Below are 25,053 nucleotides of genomic sequence, written 5' to 3' on the forward strand. Positions count from 1 at the left end.
AATATCGGCAACATCCCGAAAAACGCGGATTACGTCCGCTCGCGTTCCACCCGATTCACCCCGGCCACGCGGCGCAGATTGCGAATCAGTTGCGCCAGGTGCACCCGGTCGGCGATCTGGATCGTGAAACGCAGCTGCGTCATCATGTTTTCGTCGTCTTCGTCCATGCCCACATACGTGATGTTGGCGTCGGACTCGCCGATCTCGGCAGCCACGCGGGCGAGGATGCCTTTTTCATTGTTGATCAGCAGGCGGATACGGCAGTCGAAGCGGCGGTTGAGATCGTCGCCCCACTGCACGGCGATCCAGCGGTCGGGTTCTTTCGCCAGCAGGCGCTTGGCCGTCTGGCAATCGCAGGTGTGCACCACCAGCGCCTGGTCGCGGCGCAGCTGGCCCGTGATCTGGTCGCCCGGGATCGGCAGGCAGCACGGCGCCAGCTGGACCGCCACGCCTTCGCTGCCATAGATCGTCACCGGGGCGATATCGCTGGCTGGCAGCGGTTTGCTCGACGGCAGCAGATCGGGGTCGCCCTCCATCAGACCGAAAATCTGGCGCGCCACCAGCGTCGGCATGCGCTTGCCGATGCCGATGTCGGCGTACACTTCTTCCATCGAATTGGCCGACGACTCGCCCAGCAGCCGCTCGACGACGCTGGCCGGCAGATCGGGCTTGATGTTGCGTACGGCCAGCGCCTGGGTCAACAGTTCGAGACCCAGCTCGGCCGACTCGTTGACGTCGACCAGGCGCAGGTGATGGCGGATCGCCGAGCGCGCCTTGCCTGTGCGGACAAACGTCAGCCAGGTCGGACTCGGGCGCGAATCGGGCTGCGTAATGATCTCGACGATGTCGCCGTTGTGCAGTTCGGTGCGCAGCGGTTGCTCTTCGTGGTTGATCTTGACGCCCACCGTATGGTCGCCGATGCCGGTGTGAATCGAGTAGGCGAAGTCGAGCGCCGTCGCGCCGCGGGGCAGGGCGATGATCTTCGACTTGGGCGTAAACACATACACCGAATCGGGGAACAGGTCGACCTTGACGTGTTCGAGGAACTCGGCCGAGTCGCCCGTTTGCTGCTGGATGTCGAGCAGCGACTGCAGCCACGCATGGGTGCGCTGCTGCAGGTCGGACATATTCGATTCGCCCGTCTTGTACAGCCAGTGCGCCGCCACGCCACTTTCGGCGGTGCGGTGCATGTCCTGGGTGCGGATCTGGAATTCGACAGGCGTGCCGTACGGGCCGATCAGCGTCGTGTGCAGCGACTGGTAGCCGTTGATCTTGCCGATGGCGATGTAGTCCTTGAACTTGCCCGGCATCGGCTTGTACAGCGCATGCAGGGTGCCGAGGGCCACATAACACTCGGCCACGCTGTCGACGACGACGCGGAAACCATACACGTCGAGCACCTGCGAGAACGACAGGTGCTTGTTACGCATCTTCTTGTAGATGCCGTACAGGGTCTTTTCGCGGCCGTGCACTTCGGCTTTCAGGCCGCCGGCCTCGAGCTGGTTCTTGACCGCTTCGAGGATTTTCTTGACCACTTCGCGCCGGTTGCCGCGCGCCGACTTGATCGCCTTGGACAGCGTCTGGTAGCGCACCGGATACAGGTGCGAGAACGACAGGTCCTGCAGCTCGCGGTAGATATTGTTCAGGCCGAGGCGGTGCGCGATCGGCACATACACTTCCATCGTCTCGCCGGCGATGCGGCGCTTCTTGGCCGGAATCATGAAGCCGAGCGTGCGCATATTGTGCAGGCGGTCGGCCAGCTTGATCAGGATGACGCGCACATCCGACGCCATCGCCAGCAGCATCTTGCGGAAGTTTTCCGCCTGCGCTTCGAGCTGGCTCTGGAATTCGATTTTCTCGAGCTTGGACAGGCCGTCGACGAGGTTGGCGACCTGGGCGCCAAAGCGCTCGATCAGCTCATCCTTCTTGACGTCCTGGTCTTCGATCACGTCATGCAGCAGCGCGGCCATGATGGCTTGCGCATCGAGTTTCCACTCGGCGCAGATCTCGGCAACGGCAATCGGATGGGAGATATAGGGCTCGCCCGACTTGCGGACCTGGCCCAGGTGCATCTCATCGGAGAAGCGGTAGGCTTCCTTGACTTTTTTAAGCTCGGCGGGGGTGAGGTATTCGGACAGCTTGGTGATCAGCTGCGTCACCGAGGCCACGCCGGGCACGATGGGGCCGGCGGGCTCGATGAAATCGGGCGGACGATTGTCGGCCCTCCGCTCGCGCGGAGCGGGGTTGCGTGAAGCGGGTGAATCTGGAGGTAACAGGTTCATTACGTTAATCGTCTGGCTGCGGTGAGATCAGAATAACAGAAGACGGGATAACGCAAATTCAGGCAACCCCGAATGGGATTACATCGGGACTTTTTTCAGCATTTCGATGCCGACTTTACCAGCGGCGATCTCGCGCAGGGCGACGACGGTTGGCTTGTCCTTGGCTTCGACCTTCGGAGTGTGGCCTTGCAGCAGCTGGCGCGCACGATACGTTGCTGCCAGGGTCAGCTGGAAACGGTTCGGGATGTTCTTGAGGCAGTCTTCGATGGTAATGCGGGCCATGTGTGCTCCTGGGTTGCTGAATGTTGGATGACAATGAGTGCGACAAAGAGTGAAAACAACGCGTGCGGCGCGCCTGCAACGGCGCGCTCGTCAAGATTGTGGTTGATTCGCGTGGATTCCCAGCTGGGCAAACAGCGTAGCGTTGCGGGCAGCTTGTTGGGCAAATCGGCAACGTGTCGCTTTGACAATCGCCTGCAGCTCAGCCAGGGCGACGTTAAACTCTTCGTTGATGATAGCATATTCGAAGTCGGGTGCGTGAGCGATCTCGCCACCCGCCGCCAGCAGGCGCCGCGTGATGATGTGCGGTTCGTCGGTGCCACGCTTGTGCAGACGCTGTTCCAGCGCTTCGATCGATGGCGGCAGGATGAAAATGCCGGCCGCGTCCGGGAACAGCTTGCGCACCTGGCGCGCGCCTTGCCAGTCGATTTCCAGCAGAATATCCGTGCCGTTTTTCATCTCCTGCTCGACCGACAGGCGGCTCGTGCCGTAGTAATTGCCGTGCACTTCAGCCCACTCGAGAAACTCGCCGCGGTCGGCGCGCGTGACGAAGTCGTCGGCGGTCGTGAAGTGGTATTCGCGGCCATCCTGCTCGCCCGGGCGCGGTGCGCGGGTGGTGGTGGAGATGGACAGCTTGATGCCCGGTTCGTTCGCCAGCAAGGCGTTGACCAGGGTCGATTTGCCGGCGCCGGATGGCGCGGCGACGACGAACAGGCTGCCGGAAAAGGCTTGTGGGAGCATGGCGGGGGTCCTTTGTCAGTACGGGTATATGCGCGAGCATGGTGTCGCGGGTGGTCATGTTAACGTTGAACGCGTGGACGGGAAACCCGTCCACGCGTTCAACCGGCGCTGGTATCGCTACCGATTCAATTCTGGTGCTTACTCGAGGTTCTGCACCTGTTCACGCATCTGCTCGATGAGCAGCTTGAGCTCCATCGACGCATCGGCCAGTTCCTTCACCGACGCCTTGGCGCCCAGCGTGTTGGCTTCGCGATTGAGCTCTTGCATCATGAAGTCGAGGCGCTTGCCGACCTGGCCGCCTTTTTTCAGGATGTGGCGCGTTTCGTTCAGGTGCGCCGACAGGCGCGACAATTCTTCGGACACGTCGATCCGGATGCCGTACAGGGTCACTTCCTGGCGAATCCGCTCCAGCACTTCCTGGCGCGTGAGCGTCGACGGATTGCCGTGACCGGCCAGCCCCAGCGCATCCTGCATGCGGTCGATGGCCTTGTTCTGGAATTGCGAAATGACTTGCGGGATCAGCGGCGTGATGCGCTTGACGATCGCTTCCATCGATTCGATGCGCGATTGCAGCATCGTTTCGAGCGCGGCGCCTTCACGCCGGCGGCTGTCGACGAACGCGGCGATGGTGGTGACCGTGAGCGCAGCGACGTCGGCCTGGAGCGACTCCTGGCCGATGGTCGATTCTTCGATGACGCCTGGCCAGCGCAGCAGTTCGGCCACGGTCATCGGCGCGGCCTGGGCGAAGTGACGCGACACTTCGCCTTGCAGGCGAGCCAGGTCGGCTAGCAGTTCCTGATTGAGCGCCGCCGCGCCGCCACTGACCTTGCGGCCGAACGAGACACGCACTTCGACCTTGCCGCGCTGGATGGCGGCCATGATGGCCGTTCGCAGATCGGGTTCCAGCGCGCGCAAATCGTCATTGATGCGGAACTGCAAATCGAGGAAGCGCGAGTTGACGCTCTTGATTTCGATCGTGAGGGTTCCCGCAGCGCCTTCGCTGGTGGCGACCGCATAACCTGTCATGCTTGAAATGCTCAATGAAATCCCCGGTTTTTATTCTTTACAAAGCCGACATTTATCCACACAATCGCGCTGTTTAGCAAGGAAACTCAATTGGATGGCTGCACAGAATAACGCTCCTCTGCCCGCAGGACTCGAAATTGCCGGATACCGCATTGTAAAGAAAATTGCGTCCGGCGGGTTCAGTATTGTTTATCTTGCCTATGACAGCGAGGGCAATGCAGTAGCCATCAAGGAGTACCTGCCAAGCGCGCTGGCGCTGCGTCAGCCGGGGCAATTGATTCCCGTGGTGGCCAAGCCGCACCTGGCGGTGTTTCGCATCGGCCTGAAGTGTTTTTTCGAAGAAGGCCGCGCCCTGGCGCGCATCGTGCATCCCAACGTGGTGCGCGTACTTAATTTCTTTCGCGCCCATGAGACCGTGTATATGGTCATGGCCTACGAGTCCGGCCACTCGCTGCAGGAACACATCGCGCGCGCAGCTGCCAAAGGCAATGGCCTGAGCGAAAACTTCGTGCGCCAGGTGTTCCACGGCGTCTGCAGCGGCCTGCGCGAAGTCCACGCCAACAAGCTGCTGCACCTCGACCTCAAACCGGCCAACATTTATCTGCGTACTGACGGCTCGCCGCTGCTGCTCGACTTCGGCGCCGCGCGCCAGACGCTGCACACCGACGCCCCGATGCTCGCGCCGATGTACACGCCGGGCTTCGCTGCGCCCGACCTGTATACACGCGGCGCGGCGCTCGGCCCCTGGACCGATATTTACAGCCTGGGCGCTGCCATGCTCGCCTGCATGAGCCGCTCGACGCCGCCGCCAGTCGATGCACGCCGCATGGACGATCACGTGCCGCGCCATCTGGCGCGCCTGGCAGGCTATTATTCGCCGGAGCTGGTCAAACTGGTGGCCGCGTGCCTGGCGCTCGACCCATTGATGCGGCCGCAAAGCGTGTTCGAGATCCAGAAGGTGCTGCAGGCGGCGCCGGCCGCGCCGCCCCCGGCGCGGGCCACGGTCCCATCGGCAGCCGGCGTCTCGGACGAGGTGGTGGACGCACATGAAGCACGCGGCGGCTGGCGCGGCTTGGTCGACCGTCTCGGCGCATTCCGGCGCGATTAAAGGAAGTCATGCAATTCTCGGTGTATCAACAAAGCCATATTGGCGGACGCAAGGTCAACCAGGACCGGATGGGCTATTGCTACACGCGCGACGCCTTGCTGCTGCTGCTGGCCGACGGCATGGGCGGCCACCTGGGTGGCGAGATCGCCGCGACCATCGCGCTGCAGACGGTGTCGGCGATGTTCCGCCTGCAAGCGCGTCCGTATGTGAAAAAGCCCGAGCGCTTCCTCGAAGAAGCGTTGCTGCAGGCGCACCACGATATCCAGGCCTATGCCGTCACCCACGGCCTGTCCGAGATCCCGCGTACTACCGTCGTGGCCTGCCTGATCCAGCACAACTGCGCCGTGTGGGCGCACGTCGGCGACTCGCGTCTGTATTGGGTGCGCCGCAAGCAGGTGCTGGCCTGCACGCGCGACCACTCGCACTTCGAGTACCTGCTCGAGCGCGGCCGCGCCGACCCGTCCGAGCGCAACACGCACCCCGACCGCAACAGGCTGTATAACTGCCTGGGCGCTTCGAGCGCGCCGAAGATCGAGCTGTCGCAGCAGCACAGCCTGCAGCATGGCGACATGCTGCTGCTGTGCTCGGACGGCTTGTGGTCGACCCTGCCTGAAACCGAGATCGTGCATCGCCTGGCCACGAGCGGTGTCGTGCAAGCGGTGCCGGAACTGGTGCAGATGGCCGCCGCCATCGGCGGGGCGCAGGCCGACAACACGACCGCGCTGGCCATTGCCTGGCAGGGCGCGGCCGGCACCATCGATGCCGACGCGCTCAATGTGATCTCGACCCAGATGCTGGCCGAAGATGCCGTGAGTTCCACCATCGTCGCGGGCGACCCGCTGCCCGAGGGCAGCGATGCGTTCGACGAAGACGATATCGAAAAAGCCATCGCCGAGATCCGCGAAGCGATCGAAAAATCCTCCCAGCTGCTCAAGTAAGGACCGACCCCATGACCTACCCACCGCGCCCGAGCGGTCGCGCGCCAGACCAGTTGCGCCCGATCGTCATCACCCGCAACTACACGCGGCACGCCGAAGGCTCGGTGCTGATCGAGTTCGGCGACACCAAGGTGATCTGCACGGCCAGCATCGAGGACAAGGTGCCGGCCTTCCTGAAAGGGAAGGGCCAGGGCTGGCTGACCGCCGAATACGGGATGCTGCCACGCTCGACGCACAAGCGCATGGACCGCGAAGCCGCGCGCGGCAAGCAGAGCGGGCGCACACAGGAAATCCAGCGCCTGATCGGCCGCTCGCTGCGCGCCGCATTCAACCTGCACGCGTTTGGCGAGCGCACGCTGCATCTGGATTGCGACGTGATCCAGGCCGACGGCGGCACCCGCACCGCCGCCATCACGGGCGCGATGGTGGCTGCGCACGACGCCTTCAGCACGCTGCTGTCGTCGTGCGCGATCACGGCGCTGCCCGTAAGGCATTTCGTCGCCGCCGTCTCGGTCGGCATGGTGAACGGCATGCCGGTGCTCGACCTGGACTACCCGGAAGATTCGGACTGCGATACCGACATGAACGTGGTGATGAACGACCAGGGTCATTTCATCGAAGTGCAGGGCACGGCCGAAGGCGCCGCGTTCGACCGCGCCGCCATGGACCGCCTGCTCGACCTGGCGCAGGCGGGCATCGCCGACCTGATCCATTTGCAGAAGCAGGCGCTGCGCGTGGGCTGACCGGTTCTCGGGCGGCAGGTGCGCGAAGCCGGTAAAATGACCGGTTTCCTCACCAGCACCGTGACCACCATGACCCAGCGCCTGATCCTCGCCTCCAACAACGCCGGCAAACTCAAGGAGTTCGCGCAGCTACTCGGGCCCATCGGCCTCGACCTGCATCCGCAGGGCGAATTCGACGTCCCGGAAGCAGAAGAGCCGTTCGGCACCTTCGTTGAAAATGCGCTGGCCAAGGCGCGCCACGCGTCGCGCCTGACCGGCTTGCCGGCGCTGGCCGACGATTCGGGCGTCTGCGTCAATGCCCTCGGCGGCGCGCCCGGCGTGTATTCGGCCCGCTATGCAAATCTCGCAAACCCCGGCGAGCCCAAATCCGACGCCAACAACAGCCGCAAGCTCGTCGCCGATCTGGCCACGCTCAGCGACAAGTCGGCCTACTACTATTGCGTGCTGGTCTACGTACGCCACCCGGAAGACCCGCAGCCGATCATCGCCGACGGCCGCTGGAATGGCGAAATCATCGCCACGCCGCGCGGCGAGAACGGCTTCGGCTACGATCCGTACTTCTTGATTCCGTCGCTGGGCAAGACCACAGCCGAACTGGCGCCGGACGAGAAAAATGCGTTGTCGCACCGTGGCCAGGCGCTGCGCGCTTTGGTCGAGAAACTGAAAAACACCTGACATGATCCCCATTAAATTCGTCGGCGAGAATGTACCGCAACCGTTGGCCGGCGAGCCCCGTTCGCCCGCGACGGCCGCGCTGCAATACCTGCAGCCGGGCGCGCTGAACCTGACGGCGCTGCCGCCGCTGTCGCTGTACGTGCACTGGCCGTGGTGCGTGCGCAAATGTCCGTACTGCGATTTCAATTCGCACGAAGGCAAGGGCGAGCTGCCCGAGAAGGATTACCTGGACGCGCTGCGCCTCGACCTGGAACAGTCGCTGCCGCTGATCTGGGGCCGCAAGATTCACACCGTCTTCATCGGCGGCGGCACGCCGAGCCTGATGTCGGCCGCGGGCCTGGATCGCCTGATGTCAGACTTGCGCACCCTGCTGCCGCTGGAACTCGACGCCGAGATCACGATGGAAGCCAATCCCGGCACTTTCGAGGCCGAGCGCTTCAAGAGTTATCGCGAGAGCGGCATCAACCGCCTGTCGATCGGCATCCAGAGTTTCAACCCGGCGCACCTGAAGGCGCTGGGCCGCATCCATGACGGCGACGAAGCGCTGCGCGCAGTCGAGATCGCAAAAAACACGTTCGACAACTTCAATCTCGACCTGATGTACGCGCTGCCGTCGCAGACGCTGGCTGAGGCGCGCCACGACCTGGAAACGGCGCTCGCGTTCGCGCCGCCGCACCTGTCGCTATACCACCTGACGATGGAGCCGAACACGGTCTTTGCCAAGTACCCGCCGGCGCTGCCGGACGACGACCTGAGCGCCGACATGCAGGACATGATTGCCGAAGTGACGGGCGCCGCCGGCTACGATCACTACGAAGTGTCGGCCTATGCCCGGGCCGGTCGGCGCGCGCGCCACAACCTGAATTACTGGCAGTTTGGCGACTACCTGGGCATCGGCGCTGGCGCGCATTCGAAGATCTCGTTCCCGCACCGCATCCTGCGCCAGGCCCGCTACAAGCAGCCGGCATCGTTCATCGAGGCGGCAAAGCGCGGCAATCCGGTGCAGGAAGAGCACGAAATCGGCCGCACCGACATGGGTTTTGAATTCATGCTCAACACGCTGCGCCTGACCGGTGGCTTCGATCCGAACCTGTTCGGCGAGCGCACCGGGATGAGCATCAACACGATCACCAAGTCGCTCAACGAGGCCGAGGCCAAGGGGCTGATCTACCGCGATCACAAGCTGATCAAGCCGACGGAACTGGGCCAGCGTTTTCTGAACGATTTGCAGGAAATGTTTTTGGCCGAGTAAGCGTCCCGGTTTTTCAGGCCTGCACCACGCCTGCCATCGCGGTGAGCGTGCGTGTGAGGCCGGCCACGACGCGCGCCAGGCCATCGAATTCGCCCGACTGCTGCGCCTCGTCGGTTTCATCGGCGGGCGACGGTGCGGTGTAGAAATAGGGGTAGCCGAGAAAGTCGCTGCCGGTAATCACGAGGGTCGTCGTAGCGGGGCTGTCATCGCCATCGCTATTGCCACCGCGCGAGAGCGTCAAGCCCATCACGTGGGCCGAGGTCGCCAGCCCGTGGCGCATCAGCTGCGGGTCGCTGCGTAGTGCTGCAAAGGCTTGGTGCACGCGCTGCGCCCCATCAGGCGTGCCGGTGAATGCGATGAAGTTGCCGGCGTCCGTGTCCTCCGCACCTGATTCCGCAATCCCCATGAAGAACACGAAGCGGATCTCCGTCCCCGGTGCGGGCCGCAGATCCTTGACGGCGCGCGCCAGTTCGAGCACGGCAGCGGCGCCGACATCGCCGCCTGGTCCGACGCGGGCGCCGATCACGAACGTGCGGATCGGCTTGGCGCCTGGCGTCACGCTTGCAATCGTTGCCTCCATGCTGTGGGCGGCATGGCTGGTGTCGTCGCGGTCGATCCGCTGCCTGTGCAGCACATAGCCATACCGGCGCAGCGATGTGTCGACGTATTGCATGGGGCTGCCTGGCGCATCCGGTGCCAGAGCCCGGGCATGGGCCTGCAGGCGCGCCGCCAAAGGCGCGGTGTCGGACCGCGTCTCGACGGTCAGCGTTGCCAGCACGATCGCAAGCAGGATCGCGAGGATGACTTTCCAGTGCGAGTTGAAGAAATGTCTCATGGCGTCACACGGCGCCGTGCGGCGCATCGTCGGCGATCGATGCAGCCAGTGTAGCCAATCTCGCAAACTTCGGCGTCGCCGGGGGAGGGCAATGCCGCGCTACAACGTACTGCGGCGTGGATGTCACAACGGGAACAAGAGCCGGGCAAAAAAAACCGGGCCACACAGGCCCGGTTCTCATTCACGACAGTAGCGTCGCAACTTACCTCGCCGCCACCGGCGCCCCATCAGCTTGCGCCGCCGGTTCCACCCAGCCGCCGCCCAGCACGCGATACAACGCGACCTGGTTCTGCAGACGCAGCAGATTGGCCTGCACCGACAACTGCTGCGACTGGAACAGCGAACGCTGTGCATCGAGCAGGTCGAGCTGGCTGGCGGCGCCGCTGCGGAAGCGCAGGTCGGACAGGTTGAAGCGGTCGGCTTCGGCTTCGGTCACGGCTGCTTGCGCGCGCAGCTGTTCGCTGTACGTTGCCTGGCCGGCCAGGGCGTCCGCCACTTCGCGGAACGCGGTCTGGATCGATTGCTCGTAGCGCGCCACGGCGATGTCGCGCTGGGCACGGGCGGCGCCCAGCGTGGCGGTGTTGCGGCCGTAGTCGAAGATCGGCAGGATCGCCTGCGGTGCGAACGACCAGCCCCAGGTGCCGCTCTCGAACAGGCCCGACAGCTCGGTGCTGGCGCTGCCGGCGCTGGCCGTCAGCGAGATGCGCGGGAAGAAGTTCGCACGCGCCGCACCGATATTGGCGTTGGCCGCGATCAGCTCTTGCTCGGCCGCGCGGATGTCCGGGCGGTTGGCCAGCAGGTCCGATGGCAGGCCGGCTGGCAGGTCAGGCAGCTCGGTCTTGGCCAGCGTGGCACCGGTCGAGACGTCGGCCGGCAGCGGCTGGCCAACCAGCAGCGTCAGCAGGTTGATGTCCTGGGCGCGGAAGCGCTGTTGCTGCGCCAGCGTGGCCAGGGCCGTTTCAACGAGCGAACGCGATTGCTGGATGTCCAGGCGCGATGCGACACCGTTATCGAAACGCAGCTGCGTCAGACGATCCGAATCCTGGCGCGTCTTGAGCGTGTCCTGCGTGATGCGCAGCAGCTCTTCGTCGGCCAGCAATTGCAGATAAGCGTTGGCGACCGACGCGATCAGGCTGATCTGCGTGGTCTTGCGCGCTTCTTCGGTGGCCAGGTATTGCGCCAGTGCGGCTTCGCTCAGGTTGCGCACCCGGCCGAACAGGTCGAGCTCGAACGACGTGACTTGCAGGCCTGCCTGGTACTGACTGTTGATCGGCTGGTCTTCACCGACGGTCTGGCGGTTGCCGCTCACACCCAGGCCCACTGACGGCAGGCGATCGGCGCGCGTGATGCGGTACTGCGCACGCGCCTGCTCGATGTTGGCGATGGCGATGCGCAGGTCACGGTTGTTGACCAGTGCCTGGTCGATCAGCTGACGCAGGCGTGGATCGGCAAAGAACTGCTGCCAGGCGACTGCGGCAGGCGCCTGGGTGATTACCGGGCTGGTCGATGCCGTGGCGGCCTGTGGCACGGCCGGGAAGGTACCCGCCACCGGGGCAGCAGGGCGCTCATAGTCCGGCGCCAGCGACATGCAGCCGGCGAGTGCCATCGACAGCGCCAGTGGCGTGACGATCAGTTTGATGTGCTTGATCATACTTGTTTCCCTTCTTCTGCGGCCTGGCGTTCCTGTTTCTCCAGGGCATGCTGTTTTTCCTGCGCATGGGCGTACATCTTGTTCTGGCGCTCGCTGCCCTTGAAGAGCGTACGGATCACGACAAAGAACACTGGCACGAAAATCACGCCGAGCACGGTGGCCGTAATCATACCGCCCATTACGCCGGTACCGATGGCGCGCTGCGATGCCGAACCGGCGCCGCCCGCGAGGACCAGCGGCAGCACGCCGAGGATGAAGGCGAGCGACGTCATGATGATCGGGCGGAAGCGCAGGTGAGCCGCTTCGAGCGCCGCGTCGAACGGTGACTTGCCTTCGGCCTGCAGGTCCTTGGCGAATTCGACGATCAGAATCGCGTTCTTCGCTGCCAGGCCAATGATGGTGATCAGGCCGACCTTGAAGTAGACGTCGTTCGACAAGCCCCGCATATTGGCCGCCAGCAGCGAGCCGAGAATACCCAGCGGTACCACCAGCAGCACGGCCACCGGGATGGTCCAGCTTTCATACAGCGCGGCCAGGGCCAGGAACACCGCGAGCAGCGCGAAGCCGATCAGGATGAACACGGTCGATCCGGACAGCAGTTCTTCGCGCGACTGGCCGGTCCACTCGTACGAGAAACCAGCCGGCAGGCGTTCTGCCAGACGCTGCATCTCGTCCAGCGCTTCGCCGCTCGAGTAACCCGGCGCGGCTTCACCGGTCAGCTTCATCGCCGGATAGCCGTTGTAGCGGTTGGTCTGCATCGGGCCGGTGGTCCATTCGGTCGTCGCGAACGACGACAGCGGCACCGGCTGGCCCTGGGTATTCATCGCGTTGATGCGCAGCAGATCGTCCGGCTGCATGCGCTGTGGCGCATCGGCCTGCACGATCACACGCTGCAGGCGGCCGGCGTTCGGGAAGTCGTTGACGTACGACGAACCCATCGACGTCGACAGCGCCGTATTGATCGCGGCGAAGCTCACGCCCAGGGCTTGCGCCTTGTCGCGGTTGATGTTCAGCTTGAGCTGCGGTGCATCTTCCAGACCTTCAGGACGCATGCCCGTCAGGATCTTGCTCTGCGACGCCATGCCCAGCATCTGGTTACGCGCGGCCAGCAGGGCGGCGTGGCCGTTGCCGGCACGATCCTGCAGGCGGAACGAGAAGCCGGTACCGGTACCCAGTTCCGGGATTGGCGGCGGGCTCACCACGAAGATGAACGAGTCGCGCAGCGCGCCCATGTGGCCCATGATGCGCCCTGCGAACGATTGCGCGTCCTGACCGTCGCCCTTGCGCTCGTCCCATGCTTTCATCGGGATGAACGCCAGACCCATGTTCTGGCCCTGGCCCGAGAACGAGAAGCCGGTCAGGGCCACGATGTTCGCCGTTTCCGGCTGCTTCATCACGAACTCTTCCATTGCACGCATCACGGCGCCGGTACGTTCGGCCGTCGCGCCTGGTGGCAGCTGGACGTTGGCGATCACATAGCCCTGGTCTTCGTTCGGCAGGAACGAATTCGGCAGGCGCGTGAACATCACACCGACCACGACGACCAGCACGGCAAACACGACCATCCAGCGGCCGGCACGCTTCATGAGAGCGCCGACGAAGCCTTCGTACTTCTTGGCGCCGGTGGTGAACTTGCGGTTGAACCAGCCAAAGAAGCCCTTCTTGGTGTGATTGTGGCCGGCTTCGATAGGTTTGAGCAGGTGCGCACACAGCGCCGGGGTCAAGGACAGCGCCAGGAACGCCGAGAAGGCGATCGAGGTCACCATGACCACCGAGAACTGGCGGTAGATGTTACCGACCGCGCCGGCGAAGAACGCCAGCGGCACGAACACGGCAATCAGGACCACGGTCACGCCGATGATGGCGCCCGAAATCTGGCCCATGGCCTTGCGCGTGGCTTCCAGCGGCGGCAGACCTTCTTCGCTCATGATGCGCTCGACGTTCTCGACCACCACAATGGCATCATCGACGACGATACCAATCACCAGCACCATGCCGAACATGGTCAGCACGTTGATCGAGAAGCCCATCGCCAGCAGGCAGGCGAACGAGCCCAGCAGTGCGATTGGCACCACGATGGTCGGGATCAGCGTATAGCGGAAGTTCTGCAGGAACAGGTACATCACCAGGAACACCAGCACGATCGCTTCGATCAGCGTGTGCACCACTTGCTCGATCGAGATCGAGATGAAGGTGGTGGAGTCGTAAGGGATCGAGTACTTCACACCGGCCGGGAAGAGCTTCTGCAGCTCGGCCATGCGGGCCTTGATCAGATCGGCGGTTTCAAGGGCATTGCCGGCTGGCGCCAGCTGCACGCCGATACCGGCCGATGGCTTGCCGTTCAGGCGCGCCGAGGTCGCATACGACTGGCCGCCGACTTCGATGCGGGCGACGTCCTTCAGGCGTACGGTCGAGCCGTCCTGGTTGGCGCGCAGCACGATGTTGCCGAATTGTTCGACGTTCGACAGCTGGCCAGTGACGATGACGGTGGCACTGATCTGCTGGCCTTGCGCGATCGGCAAATCGCCGATCGTGCCCGATGCGACCTGGGCATTCTGCTGCGAGATTGCGCTCGTGACGTCGGCTGGCGACAGGTTAAAGCCGACCAGCTTGGTTGGATCGATCCAGATCCGCATCGCCTTTTCCGTACCGAACAGCTGGGCCTGGCCAACGCCGGTAATACGCTGGATTTCAGGCAGCACATTGCGCGACGCGTAATCGCCCAGCGCAATATTGTCCATCTTCGGGTCATCCGACGACAGGATCGTAAACAGCAGGAAGTTCGAGCGCGACTTGTCGACGCGCACACCTTGCTGCGTCACTGCCGGTGGCAGACGCGGGGTCGCGCGCGACAGGCGGTTCTGAACGTCAACCTGGGCCAGTTCCGGATCGGTGCCGGTCTCGAAGGAAATGGTAATCGAGCCAGTGCCGTTGGCCTGGCTGGTCGATTCCATGTAGATCATGCCCTGGGCACCGTTCATCTCGCGTTCGATAATCGAGATGACGGAATCCTCCAGAGTCTGCGCCGACGCACCCGGGTAGGTGACGTTGACGACGATCGCGGGTGGCGCCACGGAGGGGTATTGGGCGATCGGCAACTGCTTGATCGCAACAGTACCCAGCACCATGATGAACAGCGCGATCACCCATGCAAAAATTGGGCGGTCAATAAAAAAACGTGCCATTGAAAAGTCCTGTTCGTTTTATTCTTAGCGGCTGCTGTTGGCCGGGGTCGTTGCACCCGCTGCCGGCGAACCGGAATTCGGGGTGCGCGCACCGGGTGCATTCGCGCCAGCGGCGGGCTGGGCGCCGGCAGCGTTCGGCTGGGCAGCCGGGGCACCAGCCTGGGCCGGGGCCTGGGCGGCGACCGGGGTCCATGGCACCGGTTTGACCGGCGTGCCTGGCGGCAGCATCTGCAGCTTCTGGAAGCCATCGACCATGACTTGTTCGCCTTCTTTCAGGCCGTCGGTGACGATCCAGCTCTCGCCTTGCTGCGAAGCGATCTTGACGGTGCGGGACACTGGCTTGTTGTCGGCGCCGATGACCATCACGGTATCGCCGTTCTGGCCGCCACGGGTGACCGCTTGCTGCGGCACCAGGATGCCGCGCGTTTCCGACTGCGACAGGCGCACGCGTGCGTACTGGCCTGGGAGCAGGGCGTTGTCCGGATTGTCGATGGCGGCGCGCAGCGTGACCTGGCCGCTCGTTTCGTCGACAGTCACGTCCGAGAACAGCAGCTTGCCCTTGCGCGGCAACACGGTACCGTCGTCGAGCACGACCGTGACCGGCAGCTCGGCATCGATCCTGCCGCCGGCCTGCTTGCGCAGGCGCTGCAGGTCGTTCGCCGACTGGGTGATGTTCAGGTACATGCGGTCGGTCTGCTGGATCAGGGCCAGCTCGGTCGACTGGGTTGCCGAGACCAGCGCACCTTCGGTGACCAGCGAACGGCCGATGCGGCCGGAAATCGGTGCGTTGACGTTGGTGTAGCCCAAATTGATCTGCGCCACACGGACCTGCGCGCGGGCTGCGGCCACTTCGGCCTCACCCTGGCGTTGCGCTGCGACGGCGTTGTCGAATTCCTGTTTGCTGACGGCAGCGGCTTCGACCAGTGGCTTGTAGCGATCGGCAATCGACTTGGCCGCCACCAGATTGGCCTGGGCGCGCGCCAGGTCAGCCTGGGCGGAAGCGACCTGGGCCTGGTACGGCGCAGCGTCGATCTGATACAGCGCCTGGCCCTGCTTGACCATGCTGCCCTCGGTGAACAGGCGTTTCTGGACATTGCCATCGACGCGCGCGCGAACCTGGGCGGTGCGGATTGCCTCGACGCGGGCTGGCAGCTCGGTCTGCAATGCGACGGTTTCGATCTTGGTGGTGATGACACCGGCCTGGACGGCTGGAGCTTGCTGGCCGCCAGGGGCGGCGCCGGCTGGGGCTGCATCTTTCTTGCCGCAGGCGGACAACAGAACCAGGGCTGCCAGAGTGGCGGCAGCGACCCGGGTCAGGGACGGGGACGAGGATTGGGCAGGGCGCATTACGTGTGCTTCCTTCTAGTTAGTAACGCGTCGACGTCACCCGCCGCTCAGGAAAACATGGCGAAGGGTGATATCAACACTGGCTTTTGCAAATAGTTTTATATACTATCACGACTGTATGTAAAATGTTTGCCCCCTTGTAATTTTGGAGTAGCCCCCGAATATGGTCCGCAGGACGAAAGAAGAAGCCGCCGCAACACGCGATAGCATCCTTGACGCAGCAGAAATTTTGTTCGCAAAACATGGCGTTTCAAGAACAACTTTACAGCATATTGCTACCGCGGCGGGCGTGACGCGCGGCGCAATTTATTGGCATTTTGTCGACAAGGGCGCCGTGTTCAGCGCCATGATGGAACGCGCCACGATGCCGATGGATGCCGCCGTGAAGCTGGCAGGCGAACGCGCGGACACCGATCCGCTGCAAAGCCTGCGCAACGAAATGCTGGCCGTGCTGCAGATCGTGGAAGGCGACGAGAAGGCGCGCCGCGTGTTCGAGATCGCCACGCTCAAGACTGAATTCACCGACGAGGTCGATTCGGCGCGCGCGCACAAGCGCGAATCGGTAGCGCGCTGGCGCGGCCGGCTGCAGGATCAGTTCACGCAGGCCGTGGCCGACGGCACGTTGCCAGCCGCGGTCGACCCGCGCAAGGCGTCGATGTCGGTCTGGGTCATGCTCGACGGCCTGATCCGCAACTGGATCTTCGAGCCGGGCGCATTCGAGCTGGTCGACCTGGGAGCCGAGCTGATCGATACCTACATGGCAGGCTTGCGCGCCCGCTAAACCCTGGTTTTACAAATGTAAAAACAAGAAAAGCGGGGGTCAGGTCTGACATTCGGACACGATCTCAACAGTCGATCAAAAAAAGCGAGGGTCAGGTCTGACATTCGAAGTAGAAGCGGGGGTCAGAAGCGGGGGTCAGAAGCGGGGGTCAGGTCTGACATTCGGACACGAGCTGGACAGTCGGGCCAGTCGGAATTAGCTGGCAGCGGGCCATGCTAATACCATGTGAGAGATCATTGGAAGTTGCTAAGGCTGAGGCCGTGTCTGAATGTCAGACCTGACCCCGGCTGTGCGGCTGTGTTTCAAGTGGCTAAGGCTGAGGTCGTGTCCGAATGTCAGACCTGACCCCAGCTGTGTTCACCGTGCTTAGCGCATGCCTTCGATCATCACCTTCAGCTTGATCGAATCGGCCACGAACGCGCGGATGCCTTCGGCCAGCTTTTCGGTCGCCATCGCATCTTCATTGAGCATGAAGCGGAACGTCTTTTCGTCGATCGCGATCTTCTCGATATCGGCGCTGTCGTCCTTGACCAGCTTGCGCTCGAATGGTGCGTCGCTGTCGGCCAGCTTTTGCAGCAGGTCCGGCGAGATCGTGAGCAGGTCGCAACCGGCCAGTTCCAGGATCTGCGACGTGTTGCGGAAGCTTGCGCCCATCACTTCGGTGGCGTAGCCGAACTTGCGGTAGTACTGGTAGATGCCCTTGACCGACTGCACGCCCGGATCGTCGGCGCCCTGGTAATCGGTGCCGGTCGACTTCTTGTACCAGTCGTAGATACGGCCGACGAACGGCGAAATCAGCTTGACGCCCGCTTCGGCGCAGGCCACGGCCTGGCACAGCGAGAACAGCAGCGTCAGATTGCAGTGGATGCCGTCTTTTTCCAGGATCTCGGCGGCGCGGATGCCTTCCCAGGTCGAGGCGATCTTGATCAGCACGCGCTCGCGCGACACGCCGGCCGCTTCATACAGCGCGATCAGTTCGCGGCCCTTGGCCACCGTGGCCTCGGTATCGAACGACAGCGCCGCATCGATCTCGGTCGACACGCGGCCCGGCACGAACTTGAGGATTTCCACGCCGAAGGCGATCAACAGGCTGTCGATGATGCCGTCGATCGACGCGTCGGGCGCGTTGGCGATGGCTTTTTCAAGCAGCGGACGGTATTCCGGCTTCTGCACGGCCTTCAGGATCAGCGACGGGTTGGTGGTCGCGTCCTGCGGCGTATAGGCCTTGATCGACTGGAAGTCGCCGGTGTCGGCGACGACGGTGGTGAATTGCTTGAGCTGTTCGAGTTGGTTCATGGTGGTCTCTTGAATATTCTTAGAAATCGGTGCCCGCGACAAACGCGGCCAGCATGGCTTCCAGGCCGGCGCGGTCTTCGTCGCTGAAGCGCTCGAGCTTCGGGCTGTCGATATCGAACACGCCGATCAGCCGGTCATCCTTGAGCACCGGAATCACGATCTCGGACGCCGACGCCGAATCGCAGGCGATATGGCCCGGGAATGCATGCACGTCGGCGACCACGATGGTCTCGCGCTTGACGGCGGTGGCGCCGCACACGCCGCGCCCGAACGGGATGCGCGCGCAGGCGGGCTTGCCCTGGAACGGGCCGACCAGCAGATCGTTGCCTTCGCCTTTTTTGGACGGCACGGTGAAGTAGAAGCCAGCCCAGTTCAGGTCGGCGATGGTGTCGTAGACGAGGGCCGAGAACTGCGACGCATTGGCCGTCAGGTCGCGTTCACCTTCGAGGATGCTCGTGACCTGGCGTACCAGCAGGTCGTAATCGGGGCGGTCGCTGCGTTCTGGATTGATGTGCATGGCGTTGCCATTTGGCGGTCAATAAAGGAACTATTTTAGCCCAATGGCTTCGCTTGCGGTTGCGTGCACCCCGGGTTCAGCGCCTGAACGTGGCCAGCGCCCGTTGAAGCACCGGATCAGTGCCGGCGCGGACCGACTTCACGGTCGGGAAGGCTTCGATGTCCGGCGCCAGGCCGCGGCCCACCAGCTTGCCCCCGTCAGGCAGCAGATCGCGCTTGTAGCAAATGCGTCCCCACCCGCCGCCCGGCAACTTGATCCTGATCGGCTGCCCGGTGCTGCCGGCGGTCGTGGCGCCGATCGTCGTGCCGCGTTCGAGCGCGTTGAAGGCAAGGACGAAGTCCTCGGCAGCCGAAAAGGTTTGCTCGCTCGTCAGCACGACGACGGGGCCGGCGAAGACCTTGCCGAACCGGTTGCGCGCGGGCGCCGTCGCCGGCATGGGTTCCCACGTCAGTGTGCGTGACGATTCCGTGCTGGCGATGCTGGGGCCGCGCACGAAACTGAGCGCGCGTGGAATAGGCTGATTGGTCAGGCGCTGCAGGATCGATTCGCCATGGGCGGTGGAGCCGCCGCCATTGCCACGCACGTCCAGGATCAGCCCTTTGGCACGCATGATCTGCGGCGCGTGCATCGCGAACGCGATCACGCCACCGTCGCTTTCGAAGTGGTCGAGCGAGAGATAGGCGATGTCGCCAGCGAGCATGCGAAACGCGAACGGTTCACGCTTGCCAGGGGCGTCTGCGCTACCGCGCGCGATGGTTTCTTCGCGCTGGCGTCCGGTGCCGTCACGCAGCGTCAAGCGCACCGGCACCCCCGCGTCGCCCGTCAGGAGCTGATAGGAATACATGCGCAGCGCGCGGTCCTGCGCGGTCGAACTGCTGACGTACGGCGCGACCTTTTGCTCGGCATACTGTTTGACCGGCATGCCGTCGATGGCGACGATTTCATCGCCGACGCGCAAGCCCCCAGCCAGTGCGGGATCGTGTACGGCGATGACCAGGACCGCATCCTCCACCAGCGCCGTCATGATCGGCGGACGCGCGTACAGCCGGTCCTTCAACTGATCGGGCGGGAAGATATTGGTGTGGCCGTCGCGCAGCAGCGGCGCGAACTGCATCAACACCTGGTAATACGCGACGGTGGTGTCGGCCGCGATCACCCTGGGCAAAAATTCCAGGTAAGCCTGGTTCCAGTCGAGAGTGGGCGCATTGTCGAAGTGGACGAAGTACTGCCTGGCGTCGGCCCAGAATTGGGTGAGGCCGGCGATGCGTTCTTCGACCGTGAGCCGTTCGCGGTAGGTCGAGCCGGCGCCGAAGTCCTTCAGCATGCGCAGAGGCGTCGACCATGTCGCCCGGATGGCTTGAAAGCGCGGCTCTTCCCGCAAGGCTGCAAACGCCTCATCGGCCAGTATCGGCTCGGTGGCGTCGCCAAGCCAGCCATAGCGTCCCATGGTTTCCAGCGCATCGAGGGCTTTGTCGGTCTGGCCCAGCCGGGCATAGACCACGGCCAGATCGCGCTGGACATCGAGGCCGCGGAAATACAGGTAGCGCGAGCCGGTGCCCAGATCGCGCGTCAGCGGCGTGTCGAGCCAGTCGATCAATCCTTCGAGCCGTTGGGCCGCCTGCTCGAGGGCGACCCGGTCCGATTTGTCCTTGAGCTGCGTGCTTACTTCGTTGCGCACCGTCTGGGCATAGTCGTAGCCGGCTTGCGCCGGCGACGGTGCGGCGCGGTCGTCAGCGCCGGCAGGCAGCGCGAGGCAGGCGCACAGCAGGGCGGCGAGGGACAAACGTGGCATGCGATTCCTTGTGACAGCGGGCGAGCCGGCCAGTCTACAAGGGTGAAAGGGGGGAAAGGCTCACCCATTATCACGTGAGGGCGCTTAGCCAATAAACGAATCGAACTGCATGTCGAACTCCTGCAGCGCCTTCTGCGCGTTCTGCATCTTCTTGCGAAACTCCGGCCCGCGCCGCAGCGCCAGGCCCACTGCCAGCACGTCGATCACGACCAGGTAGGCCAGGCGCGCCGAGATCGGCGTGTACGGGTCGGTCGCAAACACCAGGTCGATCGGGATCAGGAGCGTGGCCATCTCGGCCAGCGGGGTGCCCGATGGCGCCAGCACGATCACCTGCGCGCCGCCGGCCTTGGCCAGCTTGGCCGAACGGGTCAGCGCAGGATTGTTGCCGCGCTGCGAAATGGCGACCACCGCATCGCCTTCGCGCAGCAGGGCCGCCGCGATCGAGTGAATCGCCGGGTCGGTGTAGGCCACCGTCGGCACGCCCGAGCGGAAGAACTTGTGCTGCGCGTCGGCCGCCACGAAGCCGGATGTGCCCTGGCCGTAGAACTCGATCTTGTTGGCACGCGCGAGAATCTCAAGGGCCTGCTGGACCAGCTCCGGCTTGAGGTTGTTGCGCAGGTCGAGCAGCGTGTTGATCGAGCGGCTGCAGATCTTGTTGATCAGGTCCGACGCCAGATCGTCCTGGTGCGGCGCCTCGTTGGCGCCGGGCAGAGCCAGCGCCAGGCCTTGCGCCAGCTTCAGCTTGAACTCGTGCCAGCCGTCGTAACCGAGCGTGCGGCAAAAGCGCACGACGGTCGGTTCCGACACGCCCGCGTTGCGCGCCAGTGCCGTGATGTTCTGGCTCACGGTGCCGGACGGCGCGGCCAGCACCGCGAGCGCCACCTTGCGCTCCGATTTGGAGAGCGTGTCGAGCTGGGTGCGGATCGAGTCGAGCAGCATGGGTCAGCCTCAGTCTTCGGGCAGCGATTCTTCGCGCCATTGCAAGCCGTCGCGCCCGATCAGGGCGCTGGCCGCAGCCGGGCCCCACGTGCCGGACGTGTACGGGGCGGGGGAGGTATCGTCCTGCTCCCAGTGTTCCAGGATCGGTTCGACCCATTCCCACGCCGCTTCCAGCTCGTCGCCGCGCATGAACAGCGTCAGTTGGCCGCGCAGCACGTCGAGCAGCAGGCGCTCGTACGCTTCCATGCGCGGCGACGTGAACTGCTCGCGGAAATCGAGTTCGAGTTCGGCCTGTTTCAGGCGCATCGAATCGCCCGGCGTCTTGGCCATCAGATTCATCGACAAACCTTCATCGGGCTGCAGGCGAATCACCAGACTGTTGGGCTGGAAGCTCGACGTCGGCTGGTTGAAGATCGAATGCGGGATCGGCTTGAAGCGCACGACGATTTCGGCCAGGCGGTCGGACATGCGCTTGCCGGTGCGCAGATAGAACGGCACGCCGGCCCAGCGCCAGGTGTCGATTTCGGCCTTCATCGCCACGAAGGTCTCGGTGCGCGAACTCTTTGGCGCATCCGGTTCGTCGCGGTAGCCGGGCACCGGCTGGCCGTCGATATAGCCCGAGCGGTACTGGCCGCGCACGATATTGTGGGTCAGCGTCGTCGGCGTGAAGCGTTTCAGCGAGCGCAGTACCTGCAGCTTGGCGTCGCGCACCGCGTCCGGCGCGATCGAGGCCGGCGGCTCCATCGCCACGATGCACAGCAGCTGCAGCAGGTGGTTCTGCAGCATGTCGCGCAGCGCGCCCGAGTTGTCGTAGTAACCCATGCGGTTGCCCACGCCGATCTTCTCGGCGATGGTGATCTGCACGTCCGAAATCCATTCGCGGCGCCACAGCGGCTCGAACAGGATGTTCCCGAAGCGCAGGGCCAGCAGGTTCTGCACGGTCTCCTTGCCCAGGTAATGGTCGATGCGGTAGATCTGCGATTCGGCGAAGACCTTGCCCACGTCCAGGTTGATCTGCTTGGCCGAGGCCAGGTCGCGGCCCAGCGGCTTTTCGAGCACCACGCGCGAATTGGGCGTGGCCAGGCCCGTGGCGGCCAGGTTGTCGCAGATCTTGGCGAAGATCTGCGGCGGCGTGGCCAGGTAGTACACGCGCGTGAGCGACGCATCGGCGCGCAGGGCCGCGACCAGGTCGCCGAAGGTGCTCGCGTCGGTGGCGTTCAGTGCCACATAGGTGATGCGGCCGAGGAATTTGTCCCAGTTGGCACCAGACGGCGCTTCCTTGATGTGCGGCTTCGAGTTGGTCTCGACCATGTGCAGGAATTCTTCCTGCGTGGCGTCGTCGCGCCCGACGCAGATGATGCGGGCACTGGCCGGCAGGTCGCCGGCCACGTCGCGCGCGAACATGGCAGGCAACAGCTTGCGCATCGCAAGGTCGCCACTGCCGCCAAAGAATACGAGGTCGAAATCGGGAATCGCCATAATGGGTCGGATCTGCGTCAGTAAAAGGGTTTTGTAAATTTACTACATAATTTATGTGGTATCAAGAAAATCTACTACGTTCGCGCCCTATGACGACCTATGGTGCCATATTCGCCGCGCGCGCAGCGCAGGCAGGCGTGTCACCCGCGGGGCAGGGATACCTGCCAGGTACTTTGCTGCGTATGCACCTGCTGGCCCAGCCAGTCGGCAAACGCGCGCACGGTCGAGGCCAGATGCCGGTCTTGCGGATAAATCAGTGACAGCGGAACGGGCGGCCCCTGGACTGCCGGCAGGATGCGCACCAGGCGGCCGGCTTTCAGGTGCGGCAGCGCCACGTAGCTGGCGACCCGGATCAGCCCCAGCCCTTCCAGGCCGCAGCCCAGATAGGCGTCGGTGTCATTGACGATGAGCCGCGCGCCGGTCGCAATAGTGCGCTCGGCGCCATCGACCGTGAAGCGCCAGTCGGTCGCGCGGCCGGTGGCGGCTGACTGGTAGCCGATGATGTCATGCCCATCGAGCGCATCGAGCGAGTGCGGCGTGCCGCAGCGTGCCAGGTAATCCGGCGAGGCGCAGGTGATCCAGTCGAAGCTGCCGAGATGACGCGCCACCAGCAGCGCCGATGACGCCGGCGTGCCGGCCCGCACCACGCAATCGACGCCTTCCTGAACCAGTTCGACCGGGCGGTCGCCCAGCGTCAGGGTCAGGTCGATGGCCGGATACCGGGTCTGGAATTCGCGCAGGACCGGCAGCACGACGGCCCGTGCAAACGAGGAGGTCATGTCGATGCGCAGCCGTCCGCGCGGTGCGGTCGTGCCGTCGGACAGCGCTGCCTCGACCCCTTCGATGGCACTCAGGATGCGCTGGCAGTGGTCGTAATACAGGCTGCCGTTGGGCGTGACGTGCAGGGTGCGCGTCGTGCGCTGCAGCAGCCGCACGCCCAGGGACGCCTCGAGTTCCTGGATCGCGCGGCTGATCGTCGAGCGCGGCACTGCCAGGATGTTGGCGGCGCCGGCAAAACTGCGTGCTTCGACGACGCGCGAAAAAATCTGCATTGCCCGTAACTTGTCCATCGTTCCTGCCTCGCTGATCTGCCCCGATCGTCGATTATCCCACCCATCACAATTCTGAAATGCCGGCGGGCGGGCTTACGCGCGGGAGGGCAGGTGACCATACTTCACGCCTTTGATCACGACAGGAGCTCGCATGACGACCCACGACAATGCAAACAATGCCCCGCACACGCTGGTGCTTGGCGCCGGTGAACTCGGCATGGCCATCCTGCGCCATCTGGCGCCGCGCCAGAAGGCTGCGGGGCGCGCGCTGGCCGTTCTGGTCACGCCCGGCTCGATCGACGCGCCAACCGCGCGCCAGCGGCAGGATCACGCCACGCTACGCGCGCTGGATGTGGCACTGGTGCCGTTCGACCTCGCACAGCGCAGCGAAGAAGAACTCGTCGCCTTGCTGCGCCCGTTCGACACCGTCATCAACTGTACCGGCTTCGTCGCCGGCCCGGGCACCCAGCTGCGGCTGACCCGGGCGGTGCTGGCTGCCGGCGTGCGGCGGCATATTCCATGGCAGTTCGGGGTCGATTACGACATTGTCGGCAAGGGCAGTGGCCAGCCCGTATTCGACGAGCAGTTCGACGTGCGCGGCTTGCTGCGCGGGCAGCACCGGACCGAGTGGATCATCATCTCGACCGGCATGTTCACCAGTTTCCTGTTCGAGAAGACGGCCGGCATCGTCGACCTGGATGCCGGCATCGTGCGCGGCCTGGGTAGCTGGGCCACGCAGGTGACGGTCACCACGCCCGATGACATCGGCCGGTGTACCGCCGCGATCCTGTTCGAAATGCCCCGCATCGCGAACCAGGTCGTGTATCTGGCCAGCGACACCGTCTCGTACGGGCAGCTGGCGGACATCGTCGAGCAGGTGACGGAGCGCGCCGTCGAACGTACCTTGCTGACCCGCGAAGCGCTGCAGGCCGGTCTCGCCGCACAGCCAGACGACGCCAAGGCGCGCTACCGCCTCGCCTTCGCGCGCGGTGACGGTCTGGCCTGGAGCAAACAGAATACCTACAACGCGCAGCGTGGTATCCCGACCTCGGACATCCGCACCTGGCTCACGCAGTTGTCGCGCCGCGCAGACAATCAGCCCTCTGGCATCCATGATGAATGACAGCCCGGTCGA

The 25,053-nt window shown here is 64.0% G+C and carries 21 protein-coding genes; 7 read left to right on the forward strand and 14 right to left on the reverse strand.

Going from position 1 to position 25,053, the window contains the following annotated elements; translation table 11 throughout:
- Positions 1 to 29: 29 nt before the first annotated feature.
- The 4 genes from IFU00_04365 to IFU00_04380 all read right to left on the reverse strand — a co-directional run bounded on the left by IFU00_04365 (position 30) and on the right by IFU00_04380 (position 4,328).
- Complete coding sequence (locus IFU00_04365; protein MBD8541516.1) at positions 30 to 2,282, reverse strand: bifunctional (p)ppGpp synthetase/guanosine-3',5'-bis(diphosphate) 3'-pyrophosphohydrolase; 2,253 nt, start codon at positions 2,280 to 2,282, stop codon at positions 30 to 32.
- A 78-nt stretch (positions 2,283 to 2,360) separates the two neighbouring features.
- A complete protein-coding gene (locus IFU00_04370; GenBank protein MBD8541517.1) occupies positions 2,361 to 2,564 on the reverse strand; it encodes a DNA-directed RNA polymerase subunit omega in 204 nt (67 codons plus the stop codon).
- Between the two features lie 90 nt (positions 2,565 to 2,654).
- Entirely contained in the window at positions 2,655 to 3,302 is a 648-nt protein-coding gene (gene gmk, locus IFU00_04375; GenBank protein ID MBD8541518.1) for a guanylate kinase, read from the reverse strand.
- Positions 3,303 to 3,440: 138 nt separating this feature from the next.
- Positions 3,441 to 4,328: a YicC family protein gene (locus IFU00_04380; protein ID MBD8541519.1), complete on the reverse strand. Its 888-nt coding sequence runs from the start codon at positions 4,326 to 4,328 to the stop codon at positions 3,441 to 3,443.
- A 94-nt stretch (positions 4,329 to 4,422) separates the two neighbouring features.
- Between IFU00_04380 and IFU00_04385 the strand changes: the two genes are divergently transcribed.
- The 5 genes from IFU00_04385 to IFU00_04405 all read left to right on the forward strand — a co-directional run bounded on the left by IFU00_04385 (position 4,423) and on the right by IFU00_04405 (position 9,044).
- Positions 4,423 to 5,436 carry a serine/threonine protein kinase gene (locus IFU00_04385; GenBank protein MBD8541520.1) on the forward strand — a complete coding sequence of 338 codons (1,014 nt, stop codon included), beginning with the start codon at positions 4,423 to 4,425 and terminating at the stop codon, positions 5,434 to 5,436.
- An 8-nt stretch (positions 5,437 to 5,444) separates the two neighbouring features.
- Complete coding sequence (locus IFU00_04390; protein ID MBD8541521.1) at positions 5,445 to 6,374, forward strand: serine/threonine-protein phosphatase; 930 nt, start codon at positions 5,445 to 5,447, stop codon at positions 6,372 to 6,374.
- 11 nt (positions 6,375 to 6,385) lie between these two features.
- Positions 6,386 to 7,117, forward strand: a complete 732-nt coding sequence (gene rph, locus IFU00_04395; GenBank protein MBD8541522.1) for a ribonuclease PH — start codon at positions 6,386 to 6,388, stop codon at positions 7,115 to 7,117.
- 69 nt (positions 7,118 to 7,186) lie between these two features.
- Positions 7,187 to 7,792 carry an RdgB/HAM1 family non-canonical purine NTP pyrophosphatase gene (gene rdgB / locus IFU00_04400; GenBank protein MBD8541523.1) on the forward strand — a complete coding sequence of 202 codons (606 nt, stop codon included), beginning with the start codon at positions 7,187 to 7,189 and terminating at the stop codon, positions 7,790 to 7,792.
- 1 nt (position 7,793) lies between these two features.
- Positions 7,794 to 9,044 carry an oxygen-independent coproporphyrinogen III oxidase-like protein gene (locus tag IFU00_04405; protein MBD8541524.1) on the forward strand — a complete coding sequence of 417 codons (1,251 nt, stop codon included), beginning with the start codon at positions 7,794 to 7,796 and terminating at the stop codon, positions 9,042 to 9,044.
- 13 nt (positions 9,045 to 9,057) lie between these two features.
- Here IFU00_04405 and IFU00_04410 read toward each other — a convergent pair whose 3' ends face one another.
- From IFU00_04410 to IFU00_04425, 4 genes are all read right to left on the reverse strand, one after another.
- A complete protein-coding gene (locus tag IFU00_04410; protein ID MBD8541525.1) occupies positions 9,058 to 9,879 on the reverse strand; it encodes a hypothetical protein in 822 nt (273 codons plus the stop codon).
- 202 nt (positions 9,880 to 10,081) lie between these two features.
- A complete protein-coding gene (locus IFU00_04415; GenBank protein ID MBD8541526.1) occupies positions 10,082 to 11,530 on the reverse strand; it encodes an efflux transporter outer membrane subunit in 1,449 nt (482 codons plus the stop codon).
- Positions 11,527 to 14,715 (reverse strand): efflux RND transporter permease subunit, encoded by a 3,189-nt coding sequence (locus IFU00_04420; GenBank protein ID MBD8541527.1) that lies wholly within the window; start codon positions 14,713 to 14,715, stop codon positions 11,527 to 11,529. Before IFU00_04420 ends, IFU00_04415 begins: the two co-directional genes overlap by 4 nt.
- Before the next feature lie 24 nt (positions 14,716 to 14,739).
- Entirely contained in the window at positions 14,740 to 16,062 is a 1,323-nt protein-coding gene (locus tag IFU00_04425) for an efflux RND transporter periplasmic adaptor subunit (GenBank protein MBD8541528.1), read from the reverse strand.
- A gap of 163 nt (positions 16,063 to 16,225) precedes the next feature.
- On the opposite strand from IFU00_04425, the gene IFU00_04430 reads away from it, so the two are divergent.
- Positions 16,226 to 16,843 (forward strand): TetR family transcriptional regulator, encoded by a 618-nt coding sequence (locus IFU00_04430; protein MBD8541529.1) that lies wholly within the window; start codon positions 16,226 to 16,228, stop codon positions 16,841 to 16,843.
- Positions 16,844 to 17,209: 366 nt separating this feature from the next.
- On the opposite strand, the gene tal is transcribed toward IFU00_04430, so the two are convergent.
- The 6 genes from tal to IFU00_04460 form a co-directional block, all read right to left on the reverse strand.
- Positions 17,210 to 18,139, reverse strand: coding sequence for a transaldolase (gene tal / locus IFU00_04435; GenBank protein ID MBD8541530.1), 930 nt, complete (start codon positions 18,137 to 18,139; stop codon positions 17,210 to 17,212).
- Positions 18,140 to 18,158: 19 nt separating this feature from the next.
- A complete protein-coding gene (locus IFU00_04440) occupies positions 18,159 to 18,656 on the reverse strand; it encodes a GAF domain-containing protein (protein MBD8541531.1) in 498 nt (165 codons plus the stop codon).
- A 76-nt stretch (positions 18,657 to 18,732) separates the two neighbouring features.
- Complete coding sequence (locus IFU00_04445; protein ID MBD8541532.1) at positions 18,733 to 20,448, reverse strand: hypothetical protein; 1,716 nt, start codon at positions 20,446 to 20,448, stop codon at positions 18,733 to 18,735.
- Between the two features lie 84 nt (positions 20,449 to 20,532).
- Positions 20,533 to 21,387, reverse strand: coding sequence for an SIS domain-containing protein (locus IFU00_04450; GenBank protein MBD8541533.1), 855 nt, complete (start codon positions 21,385 to 21,387; stop codon positions 20,533 to 20,535).
- A gap of 9 nt (positions 21,388 to 21,396) precedes the next feature.
- The gene (gene zwf / locus IFU00_04455; protein ID MBD8541534.1) at positions 21,397 to 22,866 is read right to left on the reverse strand and encodes a glucose-6-phosphate dehydrogenase; all 1,470 of its coding nucleotides are present in this window, start codon (positions 22,864 to 22,866) and stop codon (positions 21,397 to 21,399) included.
- A gap of 140 nt (positions 22,867 to 23,006) precedes the next feature.
- Complete coding sequence (locus IFU00_04460) at positions 23,007 to 23,936, reverse strand: LysR family transcriptional regulator (protein ID MBD8541535.1); 930 nt, start codon at positions 23,934 to 23,936, stop codon at positions 23,007 to 23,009.
- Between the two features lie 133 nt (positions 23,937 to 24,069).
- Here IFU00_04460 and IFU00_04465 point away from each other — a divergent pair, with 133 nt between their 5' ends.
- Positions 24,070 to 25,041, forward strand: a complete 972-nt coding sequence (locus IFU00_04465) for an aromatic alcohol reductase (GenBank protein MBD8541536.1) — start codon at positions 24,070 to 24,072, stop codon at positions 25,039 to 25,041.
- The last annotated feature ends 12 nt before the right edge of the window (positions 25,042 to 25,053 follow it).

It is taken from the genome of Oxalobacteraceae sp. CFBP 8761 (assembly GCA_014841595.1).
Lineage (GTDB): Bacteria > Pseudomonadota > Gammaproteobacteria > Burkholderiales > Burkholderiaceae_D > Telluria.

Coding starts and splice junctions, on each gene's coding strand:
- IFU00_04365 (MBD8541516.1), bottom strand. CDS start 2,282: ATGAACCTGTTACCTCCAGATTCACCCGCTTCACGCAACCCCGCTCCG.
- IFU00_04370 (MBD8541517.1), bottom strand. CDS start 2,564: ATGGCCCGCATTACCATCGAAGACTGCCTCAAGAACATCCCGAACCGT.
- gmk (MBD8541518.1), bottom strand. CDS start 3,302: ATGCTCCCACAAGCCTTTTCCGGCAGCCTGTTCGTCGTCGCCGCGCCA.
- IFU00_04380 (MBD8541519.1), bottom strand. CDS start 4,328: ATGACAGGTTATGCGGTCGCCACCAGCGAAGGCGCTGCGGGAACCCTC.
- IFU00_04385 (MBD8541520.1), top strand. CDS start 4,423: ATGGCTGCACAGAATAACGCTCCTCTGCCCGCAGGACTCGAAATTGCC.
- IFU00_04390 (MBD8541521.1), top strand. CDS start 5,445: ATGCAATTCTCGGTGTATCAACAAAGCCATATTGGCGGACGCAAGGTC.
- rph (MBD8541522.1), top strand. CDS start 6,386: ATGACCTACCCACCGCGCCCGAGCGGTCGCGCGCCAGACCAGTTGCGC.
- rdgB (MBD8541523.1), top strand. CDS start 7,187: ATGACCCAGCGCCTGATCCTCGCCTCCAACAACGCCGGCAAACTCAAG.
- IFU00_04405 (MBD8541524.1), top strand. CDS start 7,794: ATGATCCCCATTAAATTCGTCGGCGAGAATGTACCGCAACCGTTGGCC.
- IFU00_04410 (MBD8541525.1), bottom strand. CDS start 9,879: ATGAGACATTTCTTCAACTCGCACTGGAAAGTCATCCTCGCGATCCTG.
- IFU00_04415 (MBD8541526.1), bottom strand. CDS start 11,530: ATGATCAAGCACATCAAACTGATCGTCACGCCACTGGCGCTGTCGATG.
- IFU00_04420 (MBD8541527.1), bottom strand. CDS start 14,715: ATGGCACGTTTTTTTATTGACCGCCCAATTTTTGCATGGGTGATCGCG.
- IFU00_04425 (MBD8541528.1), bottom strand. CDS start 16,062: ATGCGCCCTGCCCAATCCTCGTCCCCGTCCCTGACCCGGGTCGCTGCC.
- IFU00_04430 (MBD8541529.1), top strand. CDS start 16,226: ATGGTCCGCAGGACGAAAGAAGAAGCCGCCGCAACACGCGATAGCATC.
- tal (MBD8541530.1), bottom strand. CDS start 18,139: ATGAACCAACTCGAACAGCTCAAGCAATTCACCACCGTCGTCGCCGAC.
- IFU00_04440 (MBD8541531.1), bottom strand. CDS start 18,656: ATGCACATCAATCCAGAACGCAGCGACCGCCCCGATTACGACCTGCTG.
- IFU00_04445 (MBD8541532.1), bottom strand. CDS start 20,448: ATGCCACGTTTGTCCCTCGCCGCCCTGCTGTGCGCCTGCCTCGCGCTG.
- IFU00_04450 (MBD8541533.1), bottom strand. CDS start 21,387: ATGCTGCTCGACTCGATCCGCACCCAGCTCGACACGCTCTCCAAATCG.
- zwf (MBD8541534.1), bottom strand. CDS start 22,866: ATGGCGATTCCCGATTTCGACCTCGTATTCTTTGGCGGCAGTGGCGAC.
- IFU00_04460 (MBD8541535.1), bottom strand. CDS start 23,936: ATGGACAAGTTACGGGCAATGCAGATTTTTTCGCGCGTCGTCGAAGCA.
- IFU00_04465 (MBD8541536.1), top strand. CDS start 24,070: ATGACGACCCACGACAATGCAAACAATGCCCCGCACACGCTGGTGCTT.